The organism is Ignavibacteriales bacterium, from assembly GCA_026390595.1.
GTDB lineage: Bacteria > Bacteroidota > Ignavibacteria > UBA10030 > UBA10030 > UBA9647.
In genome coordinates this window covers 33,221-54,342 of sequence record JAPLFQ010000010.1, presented here as the reverse complement: position 1 = coordinate 54,342, position 21,122 = coordinate 33,221, and the positions used below count along the sequence as shown (strand labels likewise).

General features: G+C 49.5%; 18 protein-coding genes. 9 read left to right on the top strand and 9 right to left on the bottom strand.

Features of this window, described 5'->3' with window-relative positions; all coding sequences use genetic code 11:
* Window positions 1-75: 75 nt before the first annotated feature.
* The 9 genes from NTU47_04145 to NTU47_04105 all read right to left on the bottom strand — a co-directional run bounded on the left by NTU47_04145 (window position 76) and on the right by NTU47_04105 (window position 11,115).
* Entirely contained in the window at window positions 76-675 is a 600-nt protein-coding gene (locus NTU47_04145; protein MCX6132987.1) for a hypothetical protein, read from the bottom strand.
* Window positions 676-838: 163 nt separating this feature from the next.
* Window positions 839-1,816, bottom strand: a complete 978-nt coding sequence (locus tag NTU47_04140; GenBank protein ID MCX6132986.1) for a hypothetical protein — start codon at window positions 1,814-1,816, stop codon at window positions 839-841.
* Window positions 1,817-1,923: 107 nt separating this feature from the next.
* Complete coding sequence (locus NTU47_04135) at window positions 1,924-2,214, bottom strand: hypothetical protein (GenBank protein MCX6132985.1); 291 nt, start codon at window positions 2,212-2,214, stop codon at window positions 1,924-1,926.
* Window positions 2,215-2,438: 224 nt separating this feature from the next.
* The gene (locus NTU47_04130) at window positions 2,439-2,870 is read right to left on the bottom strand and encodes a very short patch repair endonuclease (protein MCX6132984.1); all 432 of its coding nucleotides are present in this window, start codon (window positions 2,868-2,870) and stop codon (window positions 2,439-2,441) included.
* Window positions 2,871-2,872: 2 nt separating this feature from the next.
* A complete protein-coding gene (locus NTU47_04125) occupies window positions 2,873-4,072 on the bottom strand; it encodes a restriction endonuclease (GenBank protein ID MCX6132983.1) in 1,200 nt (399 codons plus the stop codon).
* A 10-nt stretch (window positions 4,073-4,082) separates the two neighbouring features.
* Complete coding sequence (locus tag NTU47_04120) at window positions 4,083-5,624, bottom strand: DNA cytosine methyltransferase (protein MCX6132982.1); 1,542 nt, start codon at window positions 5,622-5,624, stop codon at window positions 4,083-4,085.
* A 47-nt stretch (window positions 5,625-5,671) separates the two neighbouring features.
* On the bottom strand, window positions 5,672-8,626 hold the full coding sequence (locus NTU47_04115) for a Z1 domain-containing protein (GenBank protein ID MCX6132981.1): 2,955 nt from the start codon (window positions 8,624-8,626) through the stop codon (window positions 5,672-5,674).
* Window positions 8,627-8,639: 13 nt separating this feature from the next.
* Window positions 8,640-9,623, bottom strand: a complete 984-nt coding sequence (locus tag NTU47_04110; protein MCX6132980.1) for a PD-(D/E)XK motif protein — start codon at window positions 9,621-9,623, stop codon at window positions 8,640-8,642.
* A gap of 1 nt (window position 9,624) precedes the next feature.
* Window positions 9,625-11,115, bottom strand: coding sequence for an ATP-binding protein (locus tag NTU47_04105; protein MCX6132979.1), 1,491 nt, complete (start codon window positions 11,113-11,115; stop codon window positions 9,625-9,627).
* Between the two features lie 946 nt (window positions 11,116-12,061).
* Here NTU47_04105 and NTU47_04100 point away from each other — a divergent pair.
* From NTU47_04100 to NTU47_04060, 9 genes are all read left to right on the top strand, one after another.
* A complete protein-coding gene (locus tag NTU47_04100) occupies window positions 12,062-12,277 on the top strand; it encodes a DUF3276 family protein (GenBank protein ID MCX6132978.1) in 216 nt (71 codons plus the stop codon).
* A 27-nt stretch (window positions 12,278-12,304) separates the two neighbouring features.
* The gene (locus tag NTU47_04095) at window positions 12,305-13,273 is read left to right on the top strand and encodes a DUF932 domain-containing protein (protein MCX6132977.1); all 969 of its coding nucleotides are present in this window, start codon (window positions 12,305-12,307) and stop codon (window positions 13,271-13,273) included.
* A gap of 355 nt (window positions 13,274-13,628) precedes the next feature.
* A complete protein-coding gene (locus tag NTU47_04090) occupies window positions 13,629-14,171 on the top strand; it encodes a host-nuclease inhibitor Gam family protein (GenBank protein ID MCX6132976.1) in 543 nt (180 codons plus the stop codon).
* Entirely contained in the window at window positions 14,158-14,622 is a 465-nt protein-coding gene (locus NTU47_04085) for a hypothetical protein (protein ID MCX6132975.1), read from the top strand. The genes NTU47_04090 and NTU47_04085 overlap by 14 nt, the downstream gene beginning before the upstream one ends.
* A 294-nt stretch (window positions 14,623-14,916) precedes the next feature.
* Window positions 14,917-15,567: a zinc ribbon domain-containing protein gene (locus tag NTU47_04080; GenBank protein MCX6132974.1), complete on the top strand. Its 651-nt coding sequence runs from the start codon at window positions 14,917-14,919 to the stop codon at window positions 15,565-15,567.
* 822 nt (window positions 15,568-16,389) lie between these two features.
* A complete protein-coding gene (locus NTU47_04075) occupies window positions 16,390-16,722 on the top strand; it encodes a hypothetical protein (GenBank protein MCX6132973.1) in 333 nt (110 codons plus the stop codon).
* Window positions 16,723-16,772: 50 nt separating this feature from the next.
* The gene (locus tag NTU47_04070) at window positions 16,773-17,114 is read left to right on the top strand and encodes a hypothetical protein (GenBank protein MCX6132972.1); all 342 of its coding nucleotides are present in this window, start codon (window positions 16,773-16,775) and stop codon (window positions 17,112-17,114) included.
* A gap of 193 nt (window positions 17,115-17,307) precedes the next feature.
* The gene (locus NTU47_04065; protein MCX6132971.1) at window positions 17,308-19,401 is read left to right on the top strand and encodes an ATP-binding protein; all 2,094 of its coding nucleotides are present in this window, start codon (window positions 17,308-17,310) and stop codon (window positions 19,399-19,401) included.
* Window positions 19,340-20,986: a hypothetical protein gene (locus tag NTU47_04060; GenBank protein MCX6132970.1), complete on the top strand. Its 1,647-nt coding sequence runs from the start codon at window positions 19,340-19,342 to the stop codon at window positions 20,984-20,986. The genes NTU47_04065 and NTU47_04060 overlap by 62 nt, the downstream gene beginning before the upstream one ends.
* Window positions 20,987-21,122 lie beyond the last annotated feature (136 nt).

Sequence of the window (21,122 nt, the reverse complement as noted above, 5' to 3'; positions counted from 1 at the left end):
TGTTGCTTTGCCGAGAGAACCAGCTCACTCTCAGCGATTGTTTTGGTTTGGTTGCTGGTTGTGCTGCATGTTCTGTTACTGCTCTCGATAGATCAGATTGGATTTGTGATTGCGGAGACGAGGAGCCCGCAGCTGAGGCGATTCTGCATATTCTGCATTGCCCCATGTCTTCTTGGTCCCTGTGTTGAATACAATCAACTTCAAAGACACACTTTCGTCTTCTGCAGGTAGAATTACTTCAACTGGTTGTTCAACCGAACTTGAACCCACTTCCCATGGCCTCCTGAGAGTTTCACGGGCATCCTCCATTTTTATGTATTCATGTTGGTGTTTCAGGCGATACGTTATTTGTTCCTGTATCTCCTTTTCCTCGTCCGCACGAATTTCCTCTATGATATCCCCTCCGTCTGGGTGCTCGTTCAGAAACACGGGCTTGCCTTTGTCGTCGACGAATGTGATGATGTCGAGCAATTCCGCCCAAGCAATCTGGGATGGTGAGTCGTTCGAGGTGTGTACAATGATTCCAGAGTCCGAGACTTCAATAGAAGTCACCGGAACCGTCAGGTACAGGTCCGTCTTCTGGAACCTGGTATAAACTGGAAGCTGGATCGAGCTGGAAGTGAGAATCTGGCTAAGGCTGATGGCCTTCGACTGGCAACTGGTGAACTGGTTCATAACGACCTCTCTTATCTGGGTGAGTCATACCGGGCTCTATTGCCCTCATAAGTAGGTCTATTATTCAGGGGGGGAAGCAGGAGGCTATTCGATGGGCCAAAACAAACAAAAAACGCCAACCGGGAGGCTGGCGTTCTATTCACGACCTATTCAGGGAAATTTCTTATTTGTAGCTCAGCGCCACGATGCAAACAATGAGCTGTTCCTTATTCATCTTTTGCAGTCGTGACGGATCAAAATCTGGCGCCGATCTTTGGGCAATAGACACTAGTTCGGCCATCTCTTTCTCAATTAGAGTTTCTTCCAGTTCAGCCATCGTTGGGATTGATTCAGGTTGTGCGAGCAGAGTTGATTTCTTCTTCTTTTCCTCTGGTCTTTTTTCCAATTGACCCCTCTCCAATACGTGTGGATCATATGACAATTCCTTGTCTTTGCGCCGCTGGAATTTGAGCACTGTGTCCTTCTTGGCAGCAATCGAATGAAGATGGAAAAGGACATTCTTGGTCTCTTCGATCTTGCTCAAAGATGCTTCTGCATCGGCTTGAATCTGTGTCCAGAACTCGGGTTCGTTATGCCACCTGCTCCAAGTTGATTGCCCGATGCCGTAGTGCTTTGCCATTTCAGATTGAGACGGCGTCGGATTGGATTCTTTGATGACGTATTGAACAAACATTTTTGACAGCTCTGCTGTCGTATACTCTTTCTTTTCAGGCAACAGGGCGCGCTGTGGAGGAGTTTGATAGACGGCCTGGTACATCCGTCCAAACACGTCCAACGATTTTTGGATGTTGTCCAGCTTGTTATGAAGATCTTGCATTGCTTGGGGACTGTCTTGTAGGATATCAACCGCCCTCAAAACTTTGTCATATAGAACCGAAAGCTCTTGAAAGGCGAGATCGTTGTTCTCTCTTATTTCCTGTTCCGACAGCCCTTTCATTTTTGATAACGTGATTCTGGAACCCTCCAAAGCTCTTTGGAGATATCCGAAGAGAATCGGCTTGAGAATTCCTGTACCTTTTGGGAAGTACTTTGCCAACTTACCCAAACCATCTTTCAGGACGGGTGCCAACCTTTTCAGGTTTGAACCTTCTACAGTGAAGATAGTTATTGGGATTTCCGGTCTAGCTTCTTGTTTGCCCATAGTGTTTTCCGACATAAATGAGAAGGTTTACAATCGCTAGCCCAATTCTTCGCGAAACAGATCCGATGTTGTTTGGTGTGGAGAAATCAACCGTAGACAATTCAAACTCAAGCCACCCGGGTTACATTCACGGAATACCACTGCCCCACGGTCAGCTTATCATCTCGAATCTCCATTTTCGCACAGCTGAGACAGACATGTCGATTCAGCGGATCACCCAGCCATTCAAGAACCATCCTACCGTTGATCTCGGCATCCGAATGTGTCTTGAAAAGGAAAGCTTCATCGACATTCGCCGACCACTTGATGGAGTTGCGATCCCAGAACTCGAAATGCGTCAGGTATTCGTTGGTGTCGGTGCGGTGAAGGATGGTGTATGTGGATGAAATGTGGTGCATTCTGGTCGAATTTTCTCAGATGAATTACTTCTGCCCGAACTCAGCGTTGGGCATGTTGGGCGATACGCCCAATGGCAACAACTGGACACCGCACGAAGCTAACATCCCGGCTCAGCGGTCAGGCCTTTGATTAAACCCACCCAACGCCGGCGGTAGGTGTAGAGCGCTACCGCGACGCCGAGCTGGCTGACCGGCACATAATCATTATTCGCCGAATTCTCCCGTTATCCTGTAGGTTTAGCTCTAGTTTCACTGAACATGGCGATGCTGGCTGCGATCCGTTCTTCCTTCCCACTCGCCAACTCATGCTCCCAGATTCGAACAACGCGCCAACCGGACCTTCGCAACGTCTGATTTACACGGCGGTCACGCGCCCGATTGGCCGAGAGCTTTTTTCTCCAGAAGGCGCGGTTGTTCGCTGGAGTGTTGAAGTGCTTAGGGCAGCAATGCCAAAAACAGCCGTCAACAAATAGTGCGAGACGCACGTGCCAAAACACAAAATCCGGTTTGCCGAACACTTTTTGGTTTCGGCGCCAGCCGGCGATGTGATGGCGGCGCAACAGCTTCATCAATGCGAGTTCGGTATCCTTATTGCCACGTCCGCGAATTCGGGACATGACCGCTGAGCGTTTGGCCTTGGTGAAGACGTCAGGCATATTCAGTCGTCTGAAATGGGGCTTTGATTTTCATCGAGTGCGTCCAGCCAGACCGAGTTGATCTTCTTTCCGTCGACGATTTTTCCGAGTGCCTTCAAAAAATTAACCAAATCCATGCCTGAAAAAAGCCGGACAGGATACTGATCTTCGCGGACCTCTTTTTGGGCATCTTGGGTGTAATATGAGGTTGTAACAAATATACCATACTCCCCCCGCTGCAAGCGAGCGACCAGCCGGGAAACCTCCTTGGGGCCAACTCCGTTCCCTTGATGATATTTTTTAGCCTCACCCTTGAACTCAATTTCATAATTCAATGGTTCGGGAATAATAAACCTGCCAAAAAAATCAAAGCCGCCGTCCCTGACATGCCGTGTTTCCCGGATATGATGTTGCAGGCCGGTATGATTGGCCATTTCCTGAAACAGTCGCCGGCAAAACCTTTCAAACTGGACTGGGCTCAAACTGCAAATCTGTTCGAGGATGCGAGCCTCATCGGAATCCTGCGGGGGCAATTGGTCGTCTCTTGTCCTGATCTTACCCATCCAAACAAAAAGTTTGTTGGTGTGGCCCTGCAAATATTGACGCCATACAATGGGACAATTCTGATCCATTTTTTCCGTTGCGTCCGCCAGTGCCCTCTGGTGAAGCCACTCTAAGGGCACTTCCTTGATATCGAGAATGGAAAGATGGCAACGAAAATTGATGATGGGGCGCCCCTTATCTTCAAACCAAGTCGTTTCCAAACGGTCCAGAACACAGAGACCATTAAACAGAACCCATCCTTTCTGGTTGCGTGAAAAATGCAGAATTGGCGGAAGTAGGTGCCGTTTCTGCTGGAGGTTCAGTAGATGGATTTGATTAAGTATTTTGTTTCCGCTGAAATTGAGATGAGTTCGCTCGCGGTCATTTGGATCAAATTTGGCATCGCCCCAATAAATAATACTGCCTGAATTGTAATCCACAACATCCTCCCAAGGGTTGTGGAATTGTTGCGAAATATTGGTGGTGGTGATGACTAGTGAGGATGGCACTTTCAAACCGCCCAAGCTTTGCAGCAACATAGAAGACAAGAACTTTTTTGGACGGATCCCACCGGTAGTCCCAATGGTGCTGCCGTTGGTGTCTAGCCAGTTGATGAACTCATCTTCGGGGACGCGTTTGGTCAAGTCACGATAAGAATGCCCTACCCGATATGATTTCATAAGATGTCCATCAAAATAAACCAGCAACGATTTCGGCAATCTGTTTTGCGAGCAAGGGCGGGACGGCGTTGCCAACCTGGTGATATTGTTCAGTCCGCGGGCCTTCAAAAAAGTAGTTGTCAGGGAAGGTTTGCAGACGCGCCGCTTCGCGGACGGTCAGGCTGCGACACTGCGATGGGTCGTAGTGAATGTAATAGTGGCCGTCCTTGGAAATGTGTGACACCACCGTTGTCGATGGGCGGTCGGCAAGCTGGACGCGAAAACGGTCATTGAACTTGGTCGTTTTCAGCGCCTCATCCACATTCTCGTGATCTGGAAGTAAACTGGCCGGTAAATCCTGTAGCAAGGGTGAGCGCGGCGGGTCGGAGACGGCGGCGAATACAGCCGCAAAAAAGTAGCGACGCAAATCCCCCTCAATGTGGCCACGCGTTTCGTGATTACAGACTCCGCCCAAGCGCCGGTCAACATACCAACGCTCATGCCGTTCGGGATTCGTCTGGCAGGGGACAAAAGAACTGCCGACGGAAAGGTTGGGACGAATGCGGCGCAATCTATGCTCCAAAGCTACACGGATCACTCTGGCCTGATTTGATTTGTCGCTCCATCGCAGATTCTCTAGGGACCGAATTGCTGCAGCCCACGATTCCGGGGCATCTTTTGACGACAGCCGGCTTCGGAGTGGCGGCATATCTCCGATGACCTCTCTTACTGTGGTTGTGCGTGTGGATTTCAGAAGCCCGGGTTGAAATGCGGTATCGCCACGCACTCCGAGAATGATAACGCGATGCCGGGCTTGAGGTATTCCGTAATCCTCAGCCCGGACGACGAAATCCGAAGACTCGAAATCAACCGCGAGATCGCGCTTAACGACCAGAGAAAATAACGTATAGTGGAGATTTTTCCGACGGGATTGATTCCGCAGTTCAGGGAAAACCCGCAGAGGGTCTTGGAGATCGGCACGGATGAGTGGGAACATGGGTTGGTCACCGACCTGCGCGGACAACAGACCTTTCACGTTCTCCATGACAAAAACAGCCGGCTGATGCCGGGCGATGATTCGCAGATACTCTCGGTAGAGAAAGTGACGATGATCCCTCTCGAATTCAGCGCGCCCCTTCTCGCCAATCATACGGGAACGACCCACCAACGAGTAAGCTTGACACGGCGGGCCGCCAATCAGCAGCCAGTTGTCACGTTCCCGGCCAAGAGCCGAAGTAATCCGTGAGCTGACTTCCTTGGGATCGGTTTCCCCAAGTGTGGCTCGCCACGCATCTAAGCGCGCTGTGGTGAATTCACGTTTGAATCTTTTTTCGAGCTCATCAAATTCCATTTCTCCGCGAAGGTATTGATAATATGAGCACGGCACATTGGCGGGTTCGAACTGTCTGTAGAAGGATCGTAGCAGGAGGGTGCGGTGCGCCCACGGGTCCATCTCAATCGAAAGGCGGATCTTAAAAACCGGCTTTCCGTCGCGGCCACGCCAGCGGGAGAAACCCTCGCCAAGGCCGCCCGGCCCGGCAAAGAGGTCTATGACAGGGATGGGGAGTGGCATTTACTTTGCAATCGAGTGTGACATTTGGGAGACAGGCTTGCCCTTACTCATTGGATGCCCCGGTCGGCAATATCTTCTTCTCGAGCGGCCTCAGCGGCGATATGCGAAGCTGGAACGATGATCCGCGTGCTTTCGGATTTTCGGCGCACAGTGAAGCCGAGGTCGAATGGCAGATTGTTCGCAGGAAACAAGAGTTCGAAGCCAATTGAGACTGCTTGAGCTTCCGTCTCGCGAACTGGATAGAACAGGGCAATGCCGCGTTGTCGTTTCTGAAGTTGTTTGGTCGCTTCATTTAAGGAAACAAGCTGAATCTTCTGCTTATCCTTTTTCGAAACCAAGGATTCAGCAATGGCGTGATGAGACGACTCGCCAAATATCCCGAACCGCCGCTCTCCAACCCGGTGGCGTTCTTTAACGGTGAACTCGCCAAAGGGGTTCAGCGCAAGCTTTGGTCCGAACGAGATCTTGCGTTGTGGAAACAGGAGCAGCCAAGAGGTGATATCGTGTTTCTGGTTCTGAAGGAATTCAATCTGGAGATTGACGTCAGTAGGACGCTCTGGGTATTTGTATTCTGATTCAAGCCAGCGGTAGTCATGTAGAAAAGAAATCAATTGTGCATTAGACACTTCAAAGACAAGACAATCAGCGAGCGCAGTTTTCCCGTCTCCGAAGGTTCCACCCAGAGCACGCCGCCCCATGGTTGATCCTGTACCGAGGAGTTTCTGTAACGCCCGAAGGTTTTCCTTCAGAGAAGCTGCTTTCGCAGCCGTAAGCGTGAGAGTTGACCACCGGCCCCCAAAATTCTTCCGGTCAAGTTTCGAGTTAAACATCTTGTTCCGAGCCGTGGGAGGCAAATCGCCCGAGATGGCAATCAACGGTGGAATCTGACGAGGTGTGATCTTCGGTGCGCCGGGCCGTCTAACATAGCGTTTGATCTCCTCGCGGAAGCTCTCCTCCATGCGGCAAACCTCCTTGAAAAGCGCAACCAAATCGAGAGACTTGTCCCTACCCTCCTGAACTCCGAGGAACACACGGACCAAATCGCGATAGCCCGGACGGAATCCAAACCACCGACCCATCTGCATCAGTGTATCCGCCGTGTTGGCAACGCGCCGGTAGTAACTTACCGTGAGACCCTCGACCGTGTAACCGCGCGAGAGCTTGTTACCGCCGACAACTATTTTCCATACCGGACCGTGGCTAAAATCTGGCGCTTCATCCTTGTCGCTGTTCACGACTCTGACGAAATGCGAGTCGCGGGTGATTTTTTGCACCGAGACGGCAAGGTGTGGTTTTAGTTCATTGAACGAAGTGGGAACAAGTTCGTCCTTCCCTTGAATCTTGCAGACTGGAAGAAAATCCGATTCCCACAACTTCCTGAGTTCGTTGAGGCCATCTGGGCTGTTGAAGGCACACTCATCCCAAAGCTCGAGAATCCGTTCTGCCAGGGACGCATGCACACCTTTGCGGGATGAGGTGTGAATGAGCATGGTGTGGTGCTTCAGGGACTCGGGCTTGTAACGAGTGGTGTCCTTGTTCAGGCGGTAAAGTTTCACCGCGCCAGCGAGCACATAGCTGCGAAGCGCCTGTTTCAAATCCTCGTCGTCGTCTGCTTGTGGGGTCTCCACGCGCCGGATGAACGCCAGTTCCGGCTGGGAAAAATCATTCTTCTTCAGATCATGATAGTCAACGAATGGGTCAAAGAAATCAGAAATCCCCATGTAACCGACCGGGCGATCCAAAGAAATGATGAAGTCTTTCGGGAAAAGGTCCTCGGGGTCATCTGGATTCACCAACGCATTCGCATAGGGGGTGGCACTGTAGCCCACATACTGGCCGCGGCGCAGCAGGTTCAATAAGCGGATGATGCCCTTGTTTGTCGCCGTCCTTTCCCTGCCGACCTTCGCCTTTTTTGGGTCGACTGTGTTCAATCCCGCTTGGTCTGATTCATCATCGATCACGAGCGTTGGAATTTCAGCGAGGCGTGTTTTCAACTTGCCCAAGTCGCCCGCAAGCTTCCCCAGAACCGAGCTGTTTTTCTTCACTACCAAGAGCTTCACGGGGAGAAGGTGCAGGTTTTCAGGATGATGCAGTGGCAGATGCCTGTAACGTTTTTCATACTCAAGGTTGTCAATGGCGGCCTTGAGTCCCCTGAAATCAATATCGGGACGCGTCAACCGCTGCCATGTGTAGTGGCCAAGATCGGGCGGGTACGCCCCGTGCTCAAGAAACTCATCCCAGTCAGCCGGACGTTGATTCTGATAAGTGTCGTCGTTGTGGAGCAATTCCTTGCCCAAGAGTTCTTTATCGAATCGTCGCTGAGTCTGGTTGCGCAAAATGTTCCAGGTGCCAGCCAACACAATAATAAGGCGATAGCCGACGTCCGCGGCTCGCGCCACCAAACCCGCAAAGTTGGCCGTTTTGCCGCTTTGGACGTAGCCCATGACCAGCCCCCGCGACGAATACATGCCCTTCGATTCTGGATTCGACAGGCATTCAAGTATGCTTCGCGTGCTGTTATCGAGATTCAGCAAAGACACGTCGCCCCAACCGCGCCGCTCCCGGAGATACTTGGTGTATGTGCGCCAATAATAGTCACGCACCCCGACCGACGGGGAATACCAGTCAGCGTGTTCTTCAGCGATGATTAGCGGCTCTTCCAGTGGGTAGTAAGGCAAAAGAGCATCAATGCGTATGATAAGATCTTTGTCCGATTTCAACAGTATGTGGATAAGCGCTCGCCGCGTCGAAGAGTTTCGGACAGTTTGCCCCACCCACTCCCCATCCTTCGCGTTATCCCAAGAATGCAACAGATTTGAAAATCTAATCCGTGTGGGGTCATTCGGGTCAGGCGAGAGAATCACAGAAAGCATCTTTTGAATTTCCCGCGCGTCAGCTGATTCGAAGTCCGGGCCGGGCTTTCGAAGATAGTCAACCAAAGCGCGTGGGCGATCTGTCATCGCGCCAAGCGCCGCATTGATTCTGTCGACGTGATTTTTCATGTGTGTATTCCAGTTACGAGAGAACGGCGGCAGCGAATTGCGGACTGCCATCCTCCTTTTCGAGGCCCTCAAGGTTCACGGCATATTGCATTGATTCGATTCGCTGAGAGAGCGACCCGATGGCCTTCTGTATCACAGGCCGGGTCAACGCCGGAAACTTGTTGTCCACAGGGATGATGGCAAGAGCACGGCGAAAAGAATATTTACGACCGTAGTGGGCGAGGTCGGTCTTGCGCAGGCCGGCTTTCTCCAATTTTTCGAAAAATCGTTTCTTCCGGGCTGCATTGGCAGTGAAAAGTCGCTCGACGTCGCGCACTTTGCCGGCGAGCGAAAAGCTCGAAGAGTCGCCAGGCGGGCCGAGTATGACAGACAGAAGGAAAAGCGAGCAATCCTTGGACGCAACCAACTGTTCGGCACCATGGATGATATGCACCCGCTTCGGGGCAACGGTCGTCTTCACCTCAAATTCGCGCGTGTCAACGCGGAAGTCATGCGGCTCGGCATCCGGACCGACCCAACAATCCAGCATTTGAATTCCCTTCGAAGCAGTCAGCCGCTCTAAGAACAAGAGCTCCCCGAGCAATCCTATCTGGCGTTCAACCCCAAGAACCAAGCGCTCTGCAAGCAATTCGGCGAAACACTGCAATTCGGCAGTCACAGCATCCAGCGCTGAGACCTCGCCTGACAACATCTTCTCCGTCACTGCGACTGCGAAGTGGTAGAACTGCCTTCTCAACGATTTCGATGTGGTGGCAATTTCGAGGAAGTTTCGGGTGCCAACTTTTACGACATCGAGGTCGACAAAAGACAGCTTCAGCAATTCAGGCGATAGGGTCGTGTCCGAAGCTGTTTCAAGCCATAGGCCAACGCGCCTCCCTTGGCCATCCCAGAAGAAATCCACTCTCGGGGAATTGGAGACTTTGTGAGTTCGCTGCTCTCCTTCAACGATGATGGTTGCGCAGAAATTCTGCCAGGATATGTATGCCGGCTTCTTCATGCTATCCAATGCTCCGCTCGTACTTCACGGCATAGGCAAGAATGCGGTTTGCCTGCTCTATCCGTTCGCGGACCTTAGCGCTGATGCGCTGAGAATACAACACATCACGAAGGACAAGGAAAAGCAAGCACTTCACGACGGGAATGTCCGTCGAGGAGCCGTCGAGACCATGTAAAAGCTGGCGGCGATATAGTTTGTTCATCCGAAGCATATCGCTGTCACGATCCAATTCAAAAAACGAATTCGGGTCCAGATTCGTCCAAGCGAAGCGGAGCTTTCGGTATCGCTTCGTGCCATCAATTCTAAGCTCCTTGAGGAGAAAATCACAGAGATCGGCGGGCAGACCATCCACGGGAATCAAAGGCAGTTCGTCTTCCGTCACGGGTTTAGTTCGATATGTATCCTCGGCAAGGGACAGGTATTTCTTGAAATCAATCCCAGAGGCGGTTTTTGATCGCTGGATGGCTTTCACGAGATCCGGAGGCAACTGGATTTCAACCTTCTTTACGTCGAGGCTGACATCGACGTCGAAATCCGGATGCATGTCTATTTCGAGACGTGCAAGCGAGCGATGGGGCTCGGCTTCGCGCATTCCGTTCCAACCGCCGCCCTGAATCAGCCGGTTGTTCCGATAAAAATAGAACCCCTGACGACTGTTGGCACCACCTGGGAGTGCATATTCCGCCACCGAGGAGTTCGGCGGCCAGATGTGGCCAACAATCTTGATGCGATTTTCATATCCGTCAGCGGTAACCAATTCAGCCGGGAATCCCTTGAGTCCCGTAGCGTTGTATCCAAATGGGTTCAAGGGCTCCAAGGGAAGGGGCAGTCCCTCAAGGCTTGAGTCTCCATCAAAAATATCGATCTCCATATTGACCAAGCGCGGACTACCTGCAAGAAATCGGTGGAAGGCCAAGGAGAGGTATTCCTTGAGCCGGCGCATCAATTTTTGCACATGTTCGTTTGAGTCGGAATGATTTTGACCTACGCGATAAAGATTTGACCACCACACCACCGTCCCCGATTTTTTCCAAGGCCGGTCGGGCACAAGCGACTTGAGCATCTTGCGACATTCGGAGGGATCGAGGATGGTTGACATGAATCCCGAGGAAATGCCTTCCTCGAGCCATCCCCGGCCCGAGGTGGTGGAGCCATTGTAGCTGACCACCCTGAGTTCCTTTGCCTGACTCAGAGAGGCGAGTTTCAGCCCAAGGCCAAATTTGCCAAGCCTGTCCAATTCCTGAGCAACGTCCGCACCGAAGCGCATGGCCTCCTTCAGGGTGGCAGGACTCATTCCAGTGCCGTCGTCTAGGATAGCAAGGTCCAGCGATTTGTTTTTTCGGAGAATGAACCGAACGAGAACATGTCGTGCTTTGGCGTCAATTGAATTATCAATGATGTCGGCAACTGCAGCCTCGAAGCTATATCCGATTGAGCGCAGGGCCTTGTCGAGTCGCTCGAAATTCGGCGACAGGCGTTCAGTTCTACTCATGGATTGAGTGCTCGTTATCTAGTGTTTTTGCCCTCATCGCGCCGTTGACAGATAGGTCTGGGCAGGGGTTTCACGTCGAACAATTGTGGTTTCGACTTCTTGCATCAAGTCGGCGACATCTGAATTAATTAATGTATGTTGATTCCTCGTTATCGACAAGTCTTTATCGCTTTGGGCCTTTTGCGTAAACTAGACCAGAAAAGCACTCCGACTTTCACATCTATCCTGATAGAAAGACGATGCAAGACTGAATACTTCATCATTTCAGCCGAGATAACTGGGAAAAATCGATCCGTTGAGTGCACCAACGAGGCACATTCATCGATGCTGAGAGGGGCGTGAGTCAAATTTATGCGAAATGATCGGCTGATTCAACACAAACCGTAATTCTTAGTCGAGCAATTGTGGGCAATTTGGAGAGTTATCCACTGTTCGTGTCCCAATTGCTCAAGATTCTCGGTCGGACATCGGTTCTCTTTGATTCAACCAGCTAACTTGAAATGACTTAGGTCGTATACACTTTTGTCACACATCCGGTATACTCTTCTGACACATCTGTCATACATTTGCCATCCTTTTCGATGCGTCCGGGACACTTCTGCCACACATTTGCCATCCTATACGACACCTCGACCTCATATAACCGCAATTCTTCCCAAACAAAAAATAGTGAAAACACCTTATTCGGGTCAGACGGTACTATCCCGCCAATAGGGTCCAAATTCCAAAACCAAAAAAAATCTTGGGATTCACTTCTCCCCATACGAAATCCGCGGTCATCCTGGTCCGTTTGATCTGCTTCCCGGTCTATGTCGTAGTACCTCCGCCGATAGGATCTGATGTAACACTGCTTCCCGTTGAGGCTCATTCTCTGGGAAAACGGGTCCCCTATTTTTCTGGTATAAGAAGGTGTGGATGTTCACATCACTAACCCGAAAGGAGTTCTATGGACAGTGCACTTTATTCAACGATGATCCGCTTGGGTCGAACGACATACTTCGTCGACCTGAAAGAAGCAAAGAACGGCAACAAGTATCTCTCGATAACGGAGTCGAAGATCAACGGAGACCAGAAACAGAAGATGACAATCCGGGTGTTCGGAGAAAGCATCGAAGAGTTTCGCAAAGCGGTGAATGATGCAGTAGCCGCAATCACGCAGTAGCCGGCTTACACAAGAAAGGAAACAGCAATGGCACACAATCTCAACATCGGCAGATCGGGCCAAGCCAGTATGTTTTATTTTGGGGAAACTCCTTGGCATCGTCTGGGCCGAAAATTGGCAAACCCTGCCACAGCTGCTCAAGCAATCGAAGCAGCGGGACTCGACTACCAGGTGGTCAAGCGACCACTGTTCACAAAGATCAGTCGGCAGAGCGTTTTGGTTCCGGATCATTTCGCAACCGTCAGATCGGACACAGGTACAGTCCTAGGAGTCGTTGGCTCACGCTACGAGCCTGTTCAGAATCGCGATGCATTCGGTTTCTTCGATCCATTGGTTGACCGTGATGAAGCGATCTACCACACGGGAGGAGTTCTGGGTAAGGGCGAGAAGATCTGGTTGCTCGCAAAGCTGCCTGGCTACATCCGAGTCGGCAAGTCGAATGATCTGATCGAGAAATACCTGCTGCTCTACAACTCTCACGACGGCAGCTCGCACATCCGAATCAAGTTGACCCCTATCAGGGTCGTATGCAACAACACGCTGTCTGTTGCTCTTTCAGGCACTGAACAGGAAGTGAAGATTAAGCACACTGCAACAGCTCCTGCAAAGCTGGAGGAAGCGCACAAGCTGCTGGGGCTCACGAATCATCTCTATCAACAACTGGATTTCGTGTTCAATCGTTTTGCATTGCGCAAGATGACGGACCGTGAACTGATCCAGTATGTGAGAACGCTGATCCCAGACAATCCGGAAGCAGAGAGCAACACCCGGACTGAGAACCTTCGCAAGAAGATCCTCGATATTCACGCAACACAGCGAGATGCGACGATGCACAAGGGTAATCTGTTTGGCGCATACAACGCCGTCACTGAACTTGTGGATCACGTCAGCACAACCGAAGATCCGAGCAAACGGCTGAAAAGTATGTGGTTCGGGTCGGGCGAAAAGCTGAAGCAGCGGGCGTTTTCTCTTGCCGAAGAGTACCTCAAGAACTAACCCACCATTTTCCATTCAATTCGAAGCGCTCCCCCATTCAGCTTGGGCTTTGCAGGCTCGGCCTTGCATTGTCTTTAGGACGTTGGGGCGTTTCCCTATCTGGAGCCGCCAAAGTCACACTCATAACCTCAAACTCTAGGGGTGATGATCGGCGGCGGCTTCTTTCTATTTCACTAGGAGATAAATATGAACATCAACTGGAAAAGAATCTGGCGGGCGATTAGGATTATCTTCGCGACGCTCTCTAGCGGACTCAAAACATGGAGGGTTCCGTGAAACATATCAAATTCGTGTATGCGATTCTCTGCAGCGTTCTTGCTGCGTTGGAATCGATCATTGCGTGGAGGAGACACAAATGACTTCGTTCATGGATGAGTTGTTGGCTGAGGTCGAAGAGAAGGAACAAAAGGTAAAGATCGAGCTGGACCGCCTGAAAGCAGATCAGTTGTTGATGGCTGTGGCGAAACTTGAGTCCCAAATGGACGATGTGAACACACTTGCTGATGACGAAATCAAATTGATCGAGCAGTATCGCAAATCGGAGATCGAGCGATTGGACAAAAAGCGGTCATGGCTTCTCTTCAACGTTGAGAGCTTCTGGCGCGTGCAATCCGAACAGACCGGTGAAAAGACCCTTCGGTTGCCACACGGTACGCTCACACTTCGCAAAGGGCGAGACAAGATCGAGATCGACAACTTGGCCATCTTTCTCAAGATCGCTCCTCGTAATGGGTGGCTACGAACCACGCCTGAGAAACACGAACCGGATCTGGCAGCAATTGCTGCACACATCAAACGCACTGGCGAGATTCCACTTGGGACCAAACTGATCCCTGCAGGAGTCAATTTCTCATATCAACTCAACAACAATGGAGGTCCGTCAAATGGGACAGAATAACGGAAATGGCAACAACCCACCGAAGGTTGAGCTTGAGCTGAACCAAGAAGCCCGGTTCAAGATTCTCAAACCTGTCTACGCAGGTCAGAGCAGCTACGGAAAGTTCTATCTGTATTCAGTGCAGGATCTGGGGAGTGGAGAAATCCGAAGCCTGTTTGCGACTGAGGAGATACACTCGATCATCGAGGAGAAACAGCTCGGGGTTGGCAGTGAGTTTCTTCTCAAGCGTGTGGCAAATGGCAAGAAGGGAAGTTCGAAACTGGAGCTTTCGATTCTTGAGAAATCATCTGAGCCGCATTTGACACCATCAGGTGATAATCTCAAGGAGCTTCTCTTCCAGTCCATTCGCGATGCGGTCGAAGTCGTGAGAGATTCTGGGGTTCAGTTTTCGAATGAGGAGATTTCAAAGCTAAGCGTCACGATTTTCATACAGCGCTCCCGCCTCGCTTGATATTCGATCCACCAATTCCTACCTTGTTTTCGGCTGACTTAGGTTACATTTCAAAGTATCAGATGATACTCTCGTACGCATCTTCGGGCAACTCTACCCATTTGGGTTCTGTTGCCCCTGGTGCTTTGCGTACGAGATGACGCCTAAGTCAGCCGACTTGGAGTTGCCTTGGAAACTTAGCCCAGGGGTTTTTGTTGGGTGGTCGGCAACTGGAGAGATTTTCGTGAACCTCTGGATTCCATCGATGATGGATGAAAGAGGTTTTTTTGTACCCGTTAGAACAGAGGAGTGAGCGTGAGAAGATGCCCCTGCTGCGCCGAAGAAATCCAAGATGCGGCAAACAATTGCGAATACTGTGGCTCGGATCTGAGCGATGTGCAGGTACGATCCAAAGGTGATGGGTCGAGCTTCGATGGGGGCAATATCATCCCAAAAGGAGTCGTATCGTTCGTCAAGCATTGGTATGCCATCATATTCGTCATGATGGTGCTCGCAGTCGGCGTGATCTTGAATATTCAGAAGGAAGAGGGACCACCAAGACGTAGCCAATCTGCAATGCTGTTCCCAAGCGATTATGAACCGGTGCTAAGTCTAGGAAAATCAGATCTCGTTGGATTCTTGGGCACCCCAACTCGAAGCCAGACTCAAGAGTTGAGCACAGTTCTGATCTACGAAAGAGCCTCTGGTTTTGACATGGTGAGCACCCAGGGGGACGGCAAGGTAACAGTAGTGAAAGTATACGCGTGTGTGTCAGAAGAAGCTTCAGTAGATCAGGCGAATCGTATGGTCAACAGCCTACTTGAACAAGGTTACACCAAATCGAGAGTGCAACCATATCAGAGCATACAGAATTTCGAGAAGGGCCTTATTAACGTCGGAGTCGGGTACATGCAAACAGACGCGGGTAGTTGGCGTGTCCTCGGAACGCTTACAACGAAGAAGTAAAATCAACCGACTGATAAATCACGAAGCAACAAGAAAGGTAGTTGAGAAATGAAGAAATGCCCCTACTGCGCCGAAGAAATCCAAGATGAGGCCATACTCTGTCGGTATTGTCATGTTGATTTGAGATCGAAGCAATCAGTTGAGCGCGGTCAACACGGGGGATACGGTGATGCGGGCACGAAGTCTGATGCGCCTAGTCAAGGATCCGCTCTGATTGAGGTAATCCAGACCACCACGAGATCATTAAGATTCATGTTCATTGGTGGCTTTGTATGGATAAGTTTGTGCTTCTATTTGGGCAACCTATTCCGTGAGCAAGGAAATAATGATGCTAAAGGCTTGACTCTAGTTTTGGCATTTCTTTATGCAGTTATTTATCCGATAGTTGGCATCACACAAACAAAGAAGGCGATAGCCAAAAGTGAGGCCATCAAGCCATTGAAATACCTGAGAATTACACTCATCATCAGCCTTGCATGGTATCTCTTTTGTTTCATTCTAGGCGTTACAACTGGGAAGACTCAACTCGGGTTTGGTATGGTCCTGTTTTCTGCATGGGTGTTGTCATTTGGGGGCATAATCCAAACCACATCATTTCGGAAGGCTAGCTAATCAGACCGAGAATTGGTCTCATCAGCATGAAGCCCGGTCGATATTGGCCGGGCATTTTCTTGAACGACAGCCGATCGCACTACTCTTCGATCTGCGACGACGGCCATATACTGAACGCACTAGTTATAGCCCTGTTTGTGGGAAAGCTAGGAACTCTTGAGCAGTTTCCATTTGTGATATTCAATGTGTACATTCACCGGAGGTAGTGTTATGTCACAGAATGTCAAAATCGTAAATGCGAGCGCGTTGTTCAAACAGCTCGTCGTAACGCTTGGCAAGGACGACGTCAACAACCTTCTTTTCAATTGGAAAGAATCGGAATTGGGCGCCGACCAAACGACAATCCTCTCTAACCCATTTCGGCGAAATGCCTCGCGTGGCAAGGGTCCGACTATAAAGCACAGCAAGACAGAATTCATCAGTTGGCTCTTGAGTAATGCCCCATTCGACACAGAAGTCTATGGAGTTGAAATATTGTCGGATGGAGAATGGGTAGATCTCATTGCCAAGGCCAGAGATTGCCTGGAAAATAAGAAACCATAAGGGATATCCGCAAGGTCCTATTTCCACATAGGAGTTGCCAGGAGCGCATCATGGACATCGAGAAAATCTTCAAGGCAGTAAGGGATGAACCAGACCAGTACACTTTACTAGTCGTGGCCGCAGCCATCGAGGAACAGGGCTATGAAGTGACTGTCAATGAAAAATATGTTGGGGTGCAAGCACTCAGGTTCGCCGAAGAGAATGGAGATCTGGATAATCTACCGATGCGGAACGGCGTCCTCATTCACGTGCAAAAGGGGAGCGAGCGGCAAGGCTTCCGCCTTCACTTCTTGGATCTTGACGCAATTTGCTTCACAGATGTTGACACTCCGCCCGTGATCTACAACCCAGAATTCACAACAGGATTCTACAAATCCGGTGCAACCAATTGATGCGCGAGGAGAAGCGGATCTTCTTCCTCTGACCCTAGTCGCAATACCATTTTTCGCGCTAACGCGAGAACTTGACCAATCCTTTCGAGATCGTCCAAAGTGGAAGTTGTATTGAGATACTCAAATATATCGATGTTGGTGTTTTACCCCTAACCGCATTCAACTTCGGAAGTTCGAAAAGGAGCTAGTTGTTGTGAAACAGGAACTTGTATTCAAACCGAGAGCCAGACTGCTGCTTCAACTTGGGGATCAGTTAATCAAGAATCCAAGCATCGCCCTTTTGGAGCTTGCCAAGAATTCGTATGACGCAGATGCTAACTTCGTACAAATCACCATGTCAAAGGTATCAGATGACGCTGCGGGATCCATAGTCGTTGAGGACGATGGCATTGGAATGGATCCAGAGATCGTCAAGAATGTATGGATGGAACCGGGGAGCGACTACAAGACGCAGCTGTTTGCAAAGAGAATCCGTTCGCACAGGTTTGGAAGATTGCCACTTGGTGAAAAAGGGATTGGCAGATTTGGAGCGCATAAGCTTGGGAACGTAATAGAACTTGTCACTCGCCAGAAAGACTGTGATGAAGTGTACCTACAAATTGATTGGCGAACATTTGCGAAGGAAAAGTACTTGGACGATGTTCCTGTTTCCGTTTACACCCGGAAGCCCGAAGTGTTTATCGGCGACAAGACCGGCACCCGAATTACCATATCAAGTCTCCATGCGCCATGGACACGTGGAATGGTCAGGGACGTGTATCGTTCCACTAACGCCCTGTCCTCCCCATTTGATACTCCCGAGTCCTTTTTTGTGGTGTTTGATGTTGACGAAAAGGAGTGGATAAAGGGACTGATGTCCTGGGATGAGGTATCTCAATATGCATTGTACAGATTCAACTGTAGGATGGAAGGGAAAGTGATCACATCTTTCAAATATGAATTCACTCCCTTCCCAGCAATGAAGAAGTTGAACGGAAGGTCGCTGGACGAGAAAGACAATGAAATCAAGAATCTGTTGAAGATGGTTGATGATGAGGACGAGGCGATCGACTTGTCCGCCTCCAAGATGGGTCCAGTGACTTTCGAAGGCGTAATTTTCGACAGAACTCCACGAGTCTTGTCTCTCGGCGTCCAAGACAAACGAGGCCTACGGGATTATCTAAATGCAAACGGGGGTATAAGAGTCTATAGAGACGGCATCAGGATAAACGAATACGGCGATCCAGGAAATGATTGGCTAAGTCTGGATATCCGCCGCGTGAACGTCCCGGTTAAGAGAATCAGTAATAACATAATCCTTGGAGCAATTAATCTATCACGAGAAGCCAGTGAAGACCTGATTGAGAAAACCAACCGGGAAGGATTTGTTGAGAATGAGGCCTACGAGACTTTTGTAAAGGCAATCCTCTACTCTCTGAACATCGTTGAGACGATGAGGAACGTCGACAAAGACAAGGTTAGAAAGTTCTATGGGACGGAATCGATCCCAGAACCTGTTGTCGCGAGCCTGGATGAACTTGAGAAGGTTATTGAGAGAAAGATCAAAGACGAGGATCTCAAACGGGAGGTCAAGAAGTATATTCACAAGATACAGAATGACTATAGAAGCATGACTGAGATACTTCTTAGAAGCGCCGGTGCGGGATTGAACCTAAGCATAGTAATACATGAAGTCGACAAAGTGATAAAGGAACTAATCATAGTCACACAGAACGACAAGCCTTCAAAACGAATCGTCGCCTTGGTCAAGCACCTATCACAGCTGCTAGAAGGATACGGACTGCTCATAAGGAACACCGGAAAAAAGAAAGTCGATCCTAAGTACTTGCTAAGCCAAGCACTTTTCAACGTTGAGTTCAGGCTTAAGGTTCACAAGATTCGTGCGCGCAGGGCTTTTGAGTACTTCCCAGGAATCGACAGGATCGAGTGTGCTGAGAACCTTGTGTTGGCGGCCCTTATGAACCTCATTGATAATTCGATATGGTGGCTTGAATACAGTGAAACAGAGGACAAAGAGATTTATTTTTCGATCTCGAAAGAATTACACGGCTACACCACAATCATAGTTGCAGATAACGGCCCCGGATTCTCCATGCCAACCGAAGAATTGGCAAAACCATTTGTTTCGACGAAGCCCTATGGAATGGGACTCGGTCTGCATTTGTCCAGGGAGATAATGGAAGCCCACGGAGGCCTTCTGATCTTCCCTGACCAAGGAGATTTTGATGTACCTCAGGAATTCAAAGACGGCGCGATGGTTTGTCTCGCTTTTAAGGATAGTGCTTAGCCTAGTTGTGGATGTTGCACTAGGACTCCGAAAACTTATCGATCGAGAGCTTATGGTTACGCCCGGCAAAGAGACAAAAGATGCCGTTCAGGCTAAATTGACTCAGAAAGCGGCGACAACAGTTCACGAATCTTCGACGATGAATATTCCGATGAATGGTCGGGTGATCGTAATCGATGATAACATAACCGAGAGCCTTCCACTACTGAAAGTGCTTTCAAGAAATCACATCCCGTTCACATATTACAATGGAAGAATTGGAGAATTACCCGCCAAACCACTTTCGTGCACTAGATTGATTTTTCTTGACATCGAACTTGAGACAGCAGGGCAGAATGACATCACGAAAGTTTCAAAAGTCATCACTGTGATGGAGAGGCTCATACCACGGGACAATGGTCCATATTTCATTTTGGTCTGGGCTAAGGATGACCACCTGATCCAACTCTTGTCGGAACGCCTAACGCTGTCGGAGACACTTAAGCTATGCCTTCCTCTCGGAATCATCAGCTTAGAGAAAGCTATCTATTTCGATTCGAAGAGTGATGAGAAGGGGGGACTTGAATACGTTGAAAAAGGAAACGCGATTGAAAAGATTGAAGAAGCTTTGGATGAAAAACTGAAATCACTCGGAGTATTTCAAATCTTCATTATTTGGGAAAATCTGGTTCACAGATCTTCGGCCCGCATTGTGAATGGTTTCGCAATCCCTACTAGTCCAGCCAACGTCTGGAATGAAAACATGAGTGCCATCTTGCAGCGAATGGCCAAGGCAAGGCTTGGTTCCAACGTGGCTGATGCAGTCGCGCTGCTTAAGAACTCACTCGGCACTTTCAATGCATCTTTCGAAGACGTTTTGGAAGTCGAAACAAACCGAGCCTACTCGGCCATTGATTATCTACGAACGACGGATCTTTTATTTTCTCTGATTAAGGATAAAGATCTATATGCACTCGAGCTGAATGCCGATGACTTGTATACCTTGAAGAAGAACGGGAAGACTATAGGCAATGGAAAGAACTTACAAAAAGTAATAAACAATCTCACTGAACCCGACAAGGGATTCTGCATCCAGATGGTAGATCTGTATGAACAATCCGCTCAGCTGATAAATACCCGTCTTCATCTCGACACTGCTCCTTCGCAGGAGCTTCTCCCAGGGAATGTATATGAGATCCCCCCGAAGAATGGAGACCATAAGAAAGAACTTCTTTCAAACTATTTTGCAAACCCAAACAACAAGAATCTCGATGACTATACTTTCATCGAATTGGAGGTCTCGCCGGTTTGCGACTACGCGCAGAACAAATGGTTGAAATCGAGAGTCATATCTGGGTTAATGTATCATAGCAGCGATAACCTCGACGCGAAAACGAGCGAGGCTTTCTACAGAGTTAAGCCTTCATTTCTAGTTGACGGCGTCTCGATCAGTATCATTTTGGACTTCAGACTCTTCAAATCGATAGATCTTGAAAAAGCTAGAGAGCGGTCAGTCAAAATCAGAATCAAATCGGAGCTTTTGGGGGATATTGTTGCGAAGCTTGCAAATCATGTCAATCGACCGGGCATCGTGTTTATTGAGTAATCTTTTCATGCCAAGGGGATATTCTTATTGAATTCGGATCCTTTTCCAACTCGGAGTTTCACGAAGAGTTGGAACTTCTATTACTAATAGCATTTGTTTCTCAATTCACCCCAATCACTCCGCGCGTTTGCAGGCC

Coding starts and splice junctions, on each gene's coding strand:
- NTU47_04145 (MCX6132987.1), bottom strand. CDS start 675: ATGAACCAGTTCACCAGTTGCCAGTCGAAGGCCATCAGCCTTAGCCAG.
- NTU47_04110 (MCX6132980.1), bottom strand. CDS start 9,623: ATGAAGAAGCCGGCATACATATCCTGGCAGAATTTCTGCGCAACCATC.
- NTU47_04115 (MCX6132981.1), bottom strand. CDS start 8,626: ATGAAAAATCACGTCGACAGAATCAATGCGGCGCTTGGCGCGATGACA.
- NTU47_04095 (MCX6132977.1), top strand. CDS start 12,305: ATGGCACACAATCTCAACATCGGCAGATCGGGCCAAGCCAGTATGTTT.
- NTU47_04100 (MCX6132978.1), top strand. CDS start 12,062: ATGGACAGTGCACTTTATTCAACGATGATCCGCTTGGGTCGAACGACA.
- NTU47_04075 (MCX6132973.1), top strand. CDS start 16,390: ATGTCACAGAATGTCAAAATCGTAAATGCGAGCGCGTTGTTCAAACAG.
- NTU47_04130 (MCX6132984.1), bottom strand. CDS start 2,870: ATGCCTGACGTCTTCACCAAGGCCAAACGCTCAGCGGTCATGTCCCGA.
- NTU47_04060 (MCX6132970.1), top strand. CDS start 19,340: ATGTACCTCAGGAATTCAAAGACGGCGCGATGGTTTGTCTCGCTTTTA.
- NTU47_04070 (MCX6132972.1), top strand. CDS start 16,773: ATGGACATCGAGAAAATCTTCAAGGCAGTAAGGGATGAACCAGACCAG.
- NTU47_04085 (MCX6132975.1), top strand. CDS start 14,158: ATGGGACAGAATAACGGAAATGGCAACAACCCACCGAAGGTTGAGCTT.
- NTU47_04120 (MCX6132982.1), bottom strand. CDS start 5,624: ATGCCACTCCCCATCCCTGTCATAGACCTCTTTGCCGGGCCGGGCGGC.
- NTU47_04105 (MCX6132979.1), bottom strand. CDS start 11,115: ATGAGTAGAACTGAACGCCTGTCGCCGAATTTCGAGCGACTCGACAAG.
- NTU47_04090 (MCX6132976.1), top strand. CDS start 13,629: ATGACTTCGTTCATGGATGAGTTGTTGGCTGAGGTCGAAGAGAAGGAA.
- NTU47_04140 (MCX6132986.1), bottom strand. CDS start 1,816: ATGGGCAAACAAGAAGCTAGACCGGAAATCCCAATAACTATCTTCACT.
- NTU47_04125 (MCX6132983.1), bottom strand. CDS start 4,072: ATGAAATCATATCGGGTAGGGCATTCTTATCGTGACTTGACCAAACGC.
- NTU47_04135 (MCX6132985.1), bottom strand. CDS start 2,214: ATGCACCACATTTCATCCACATACACCATCCTTCACCGCACCGACACC.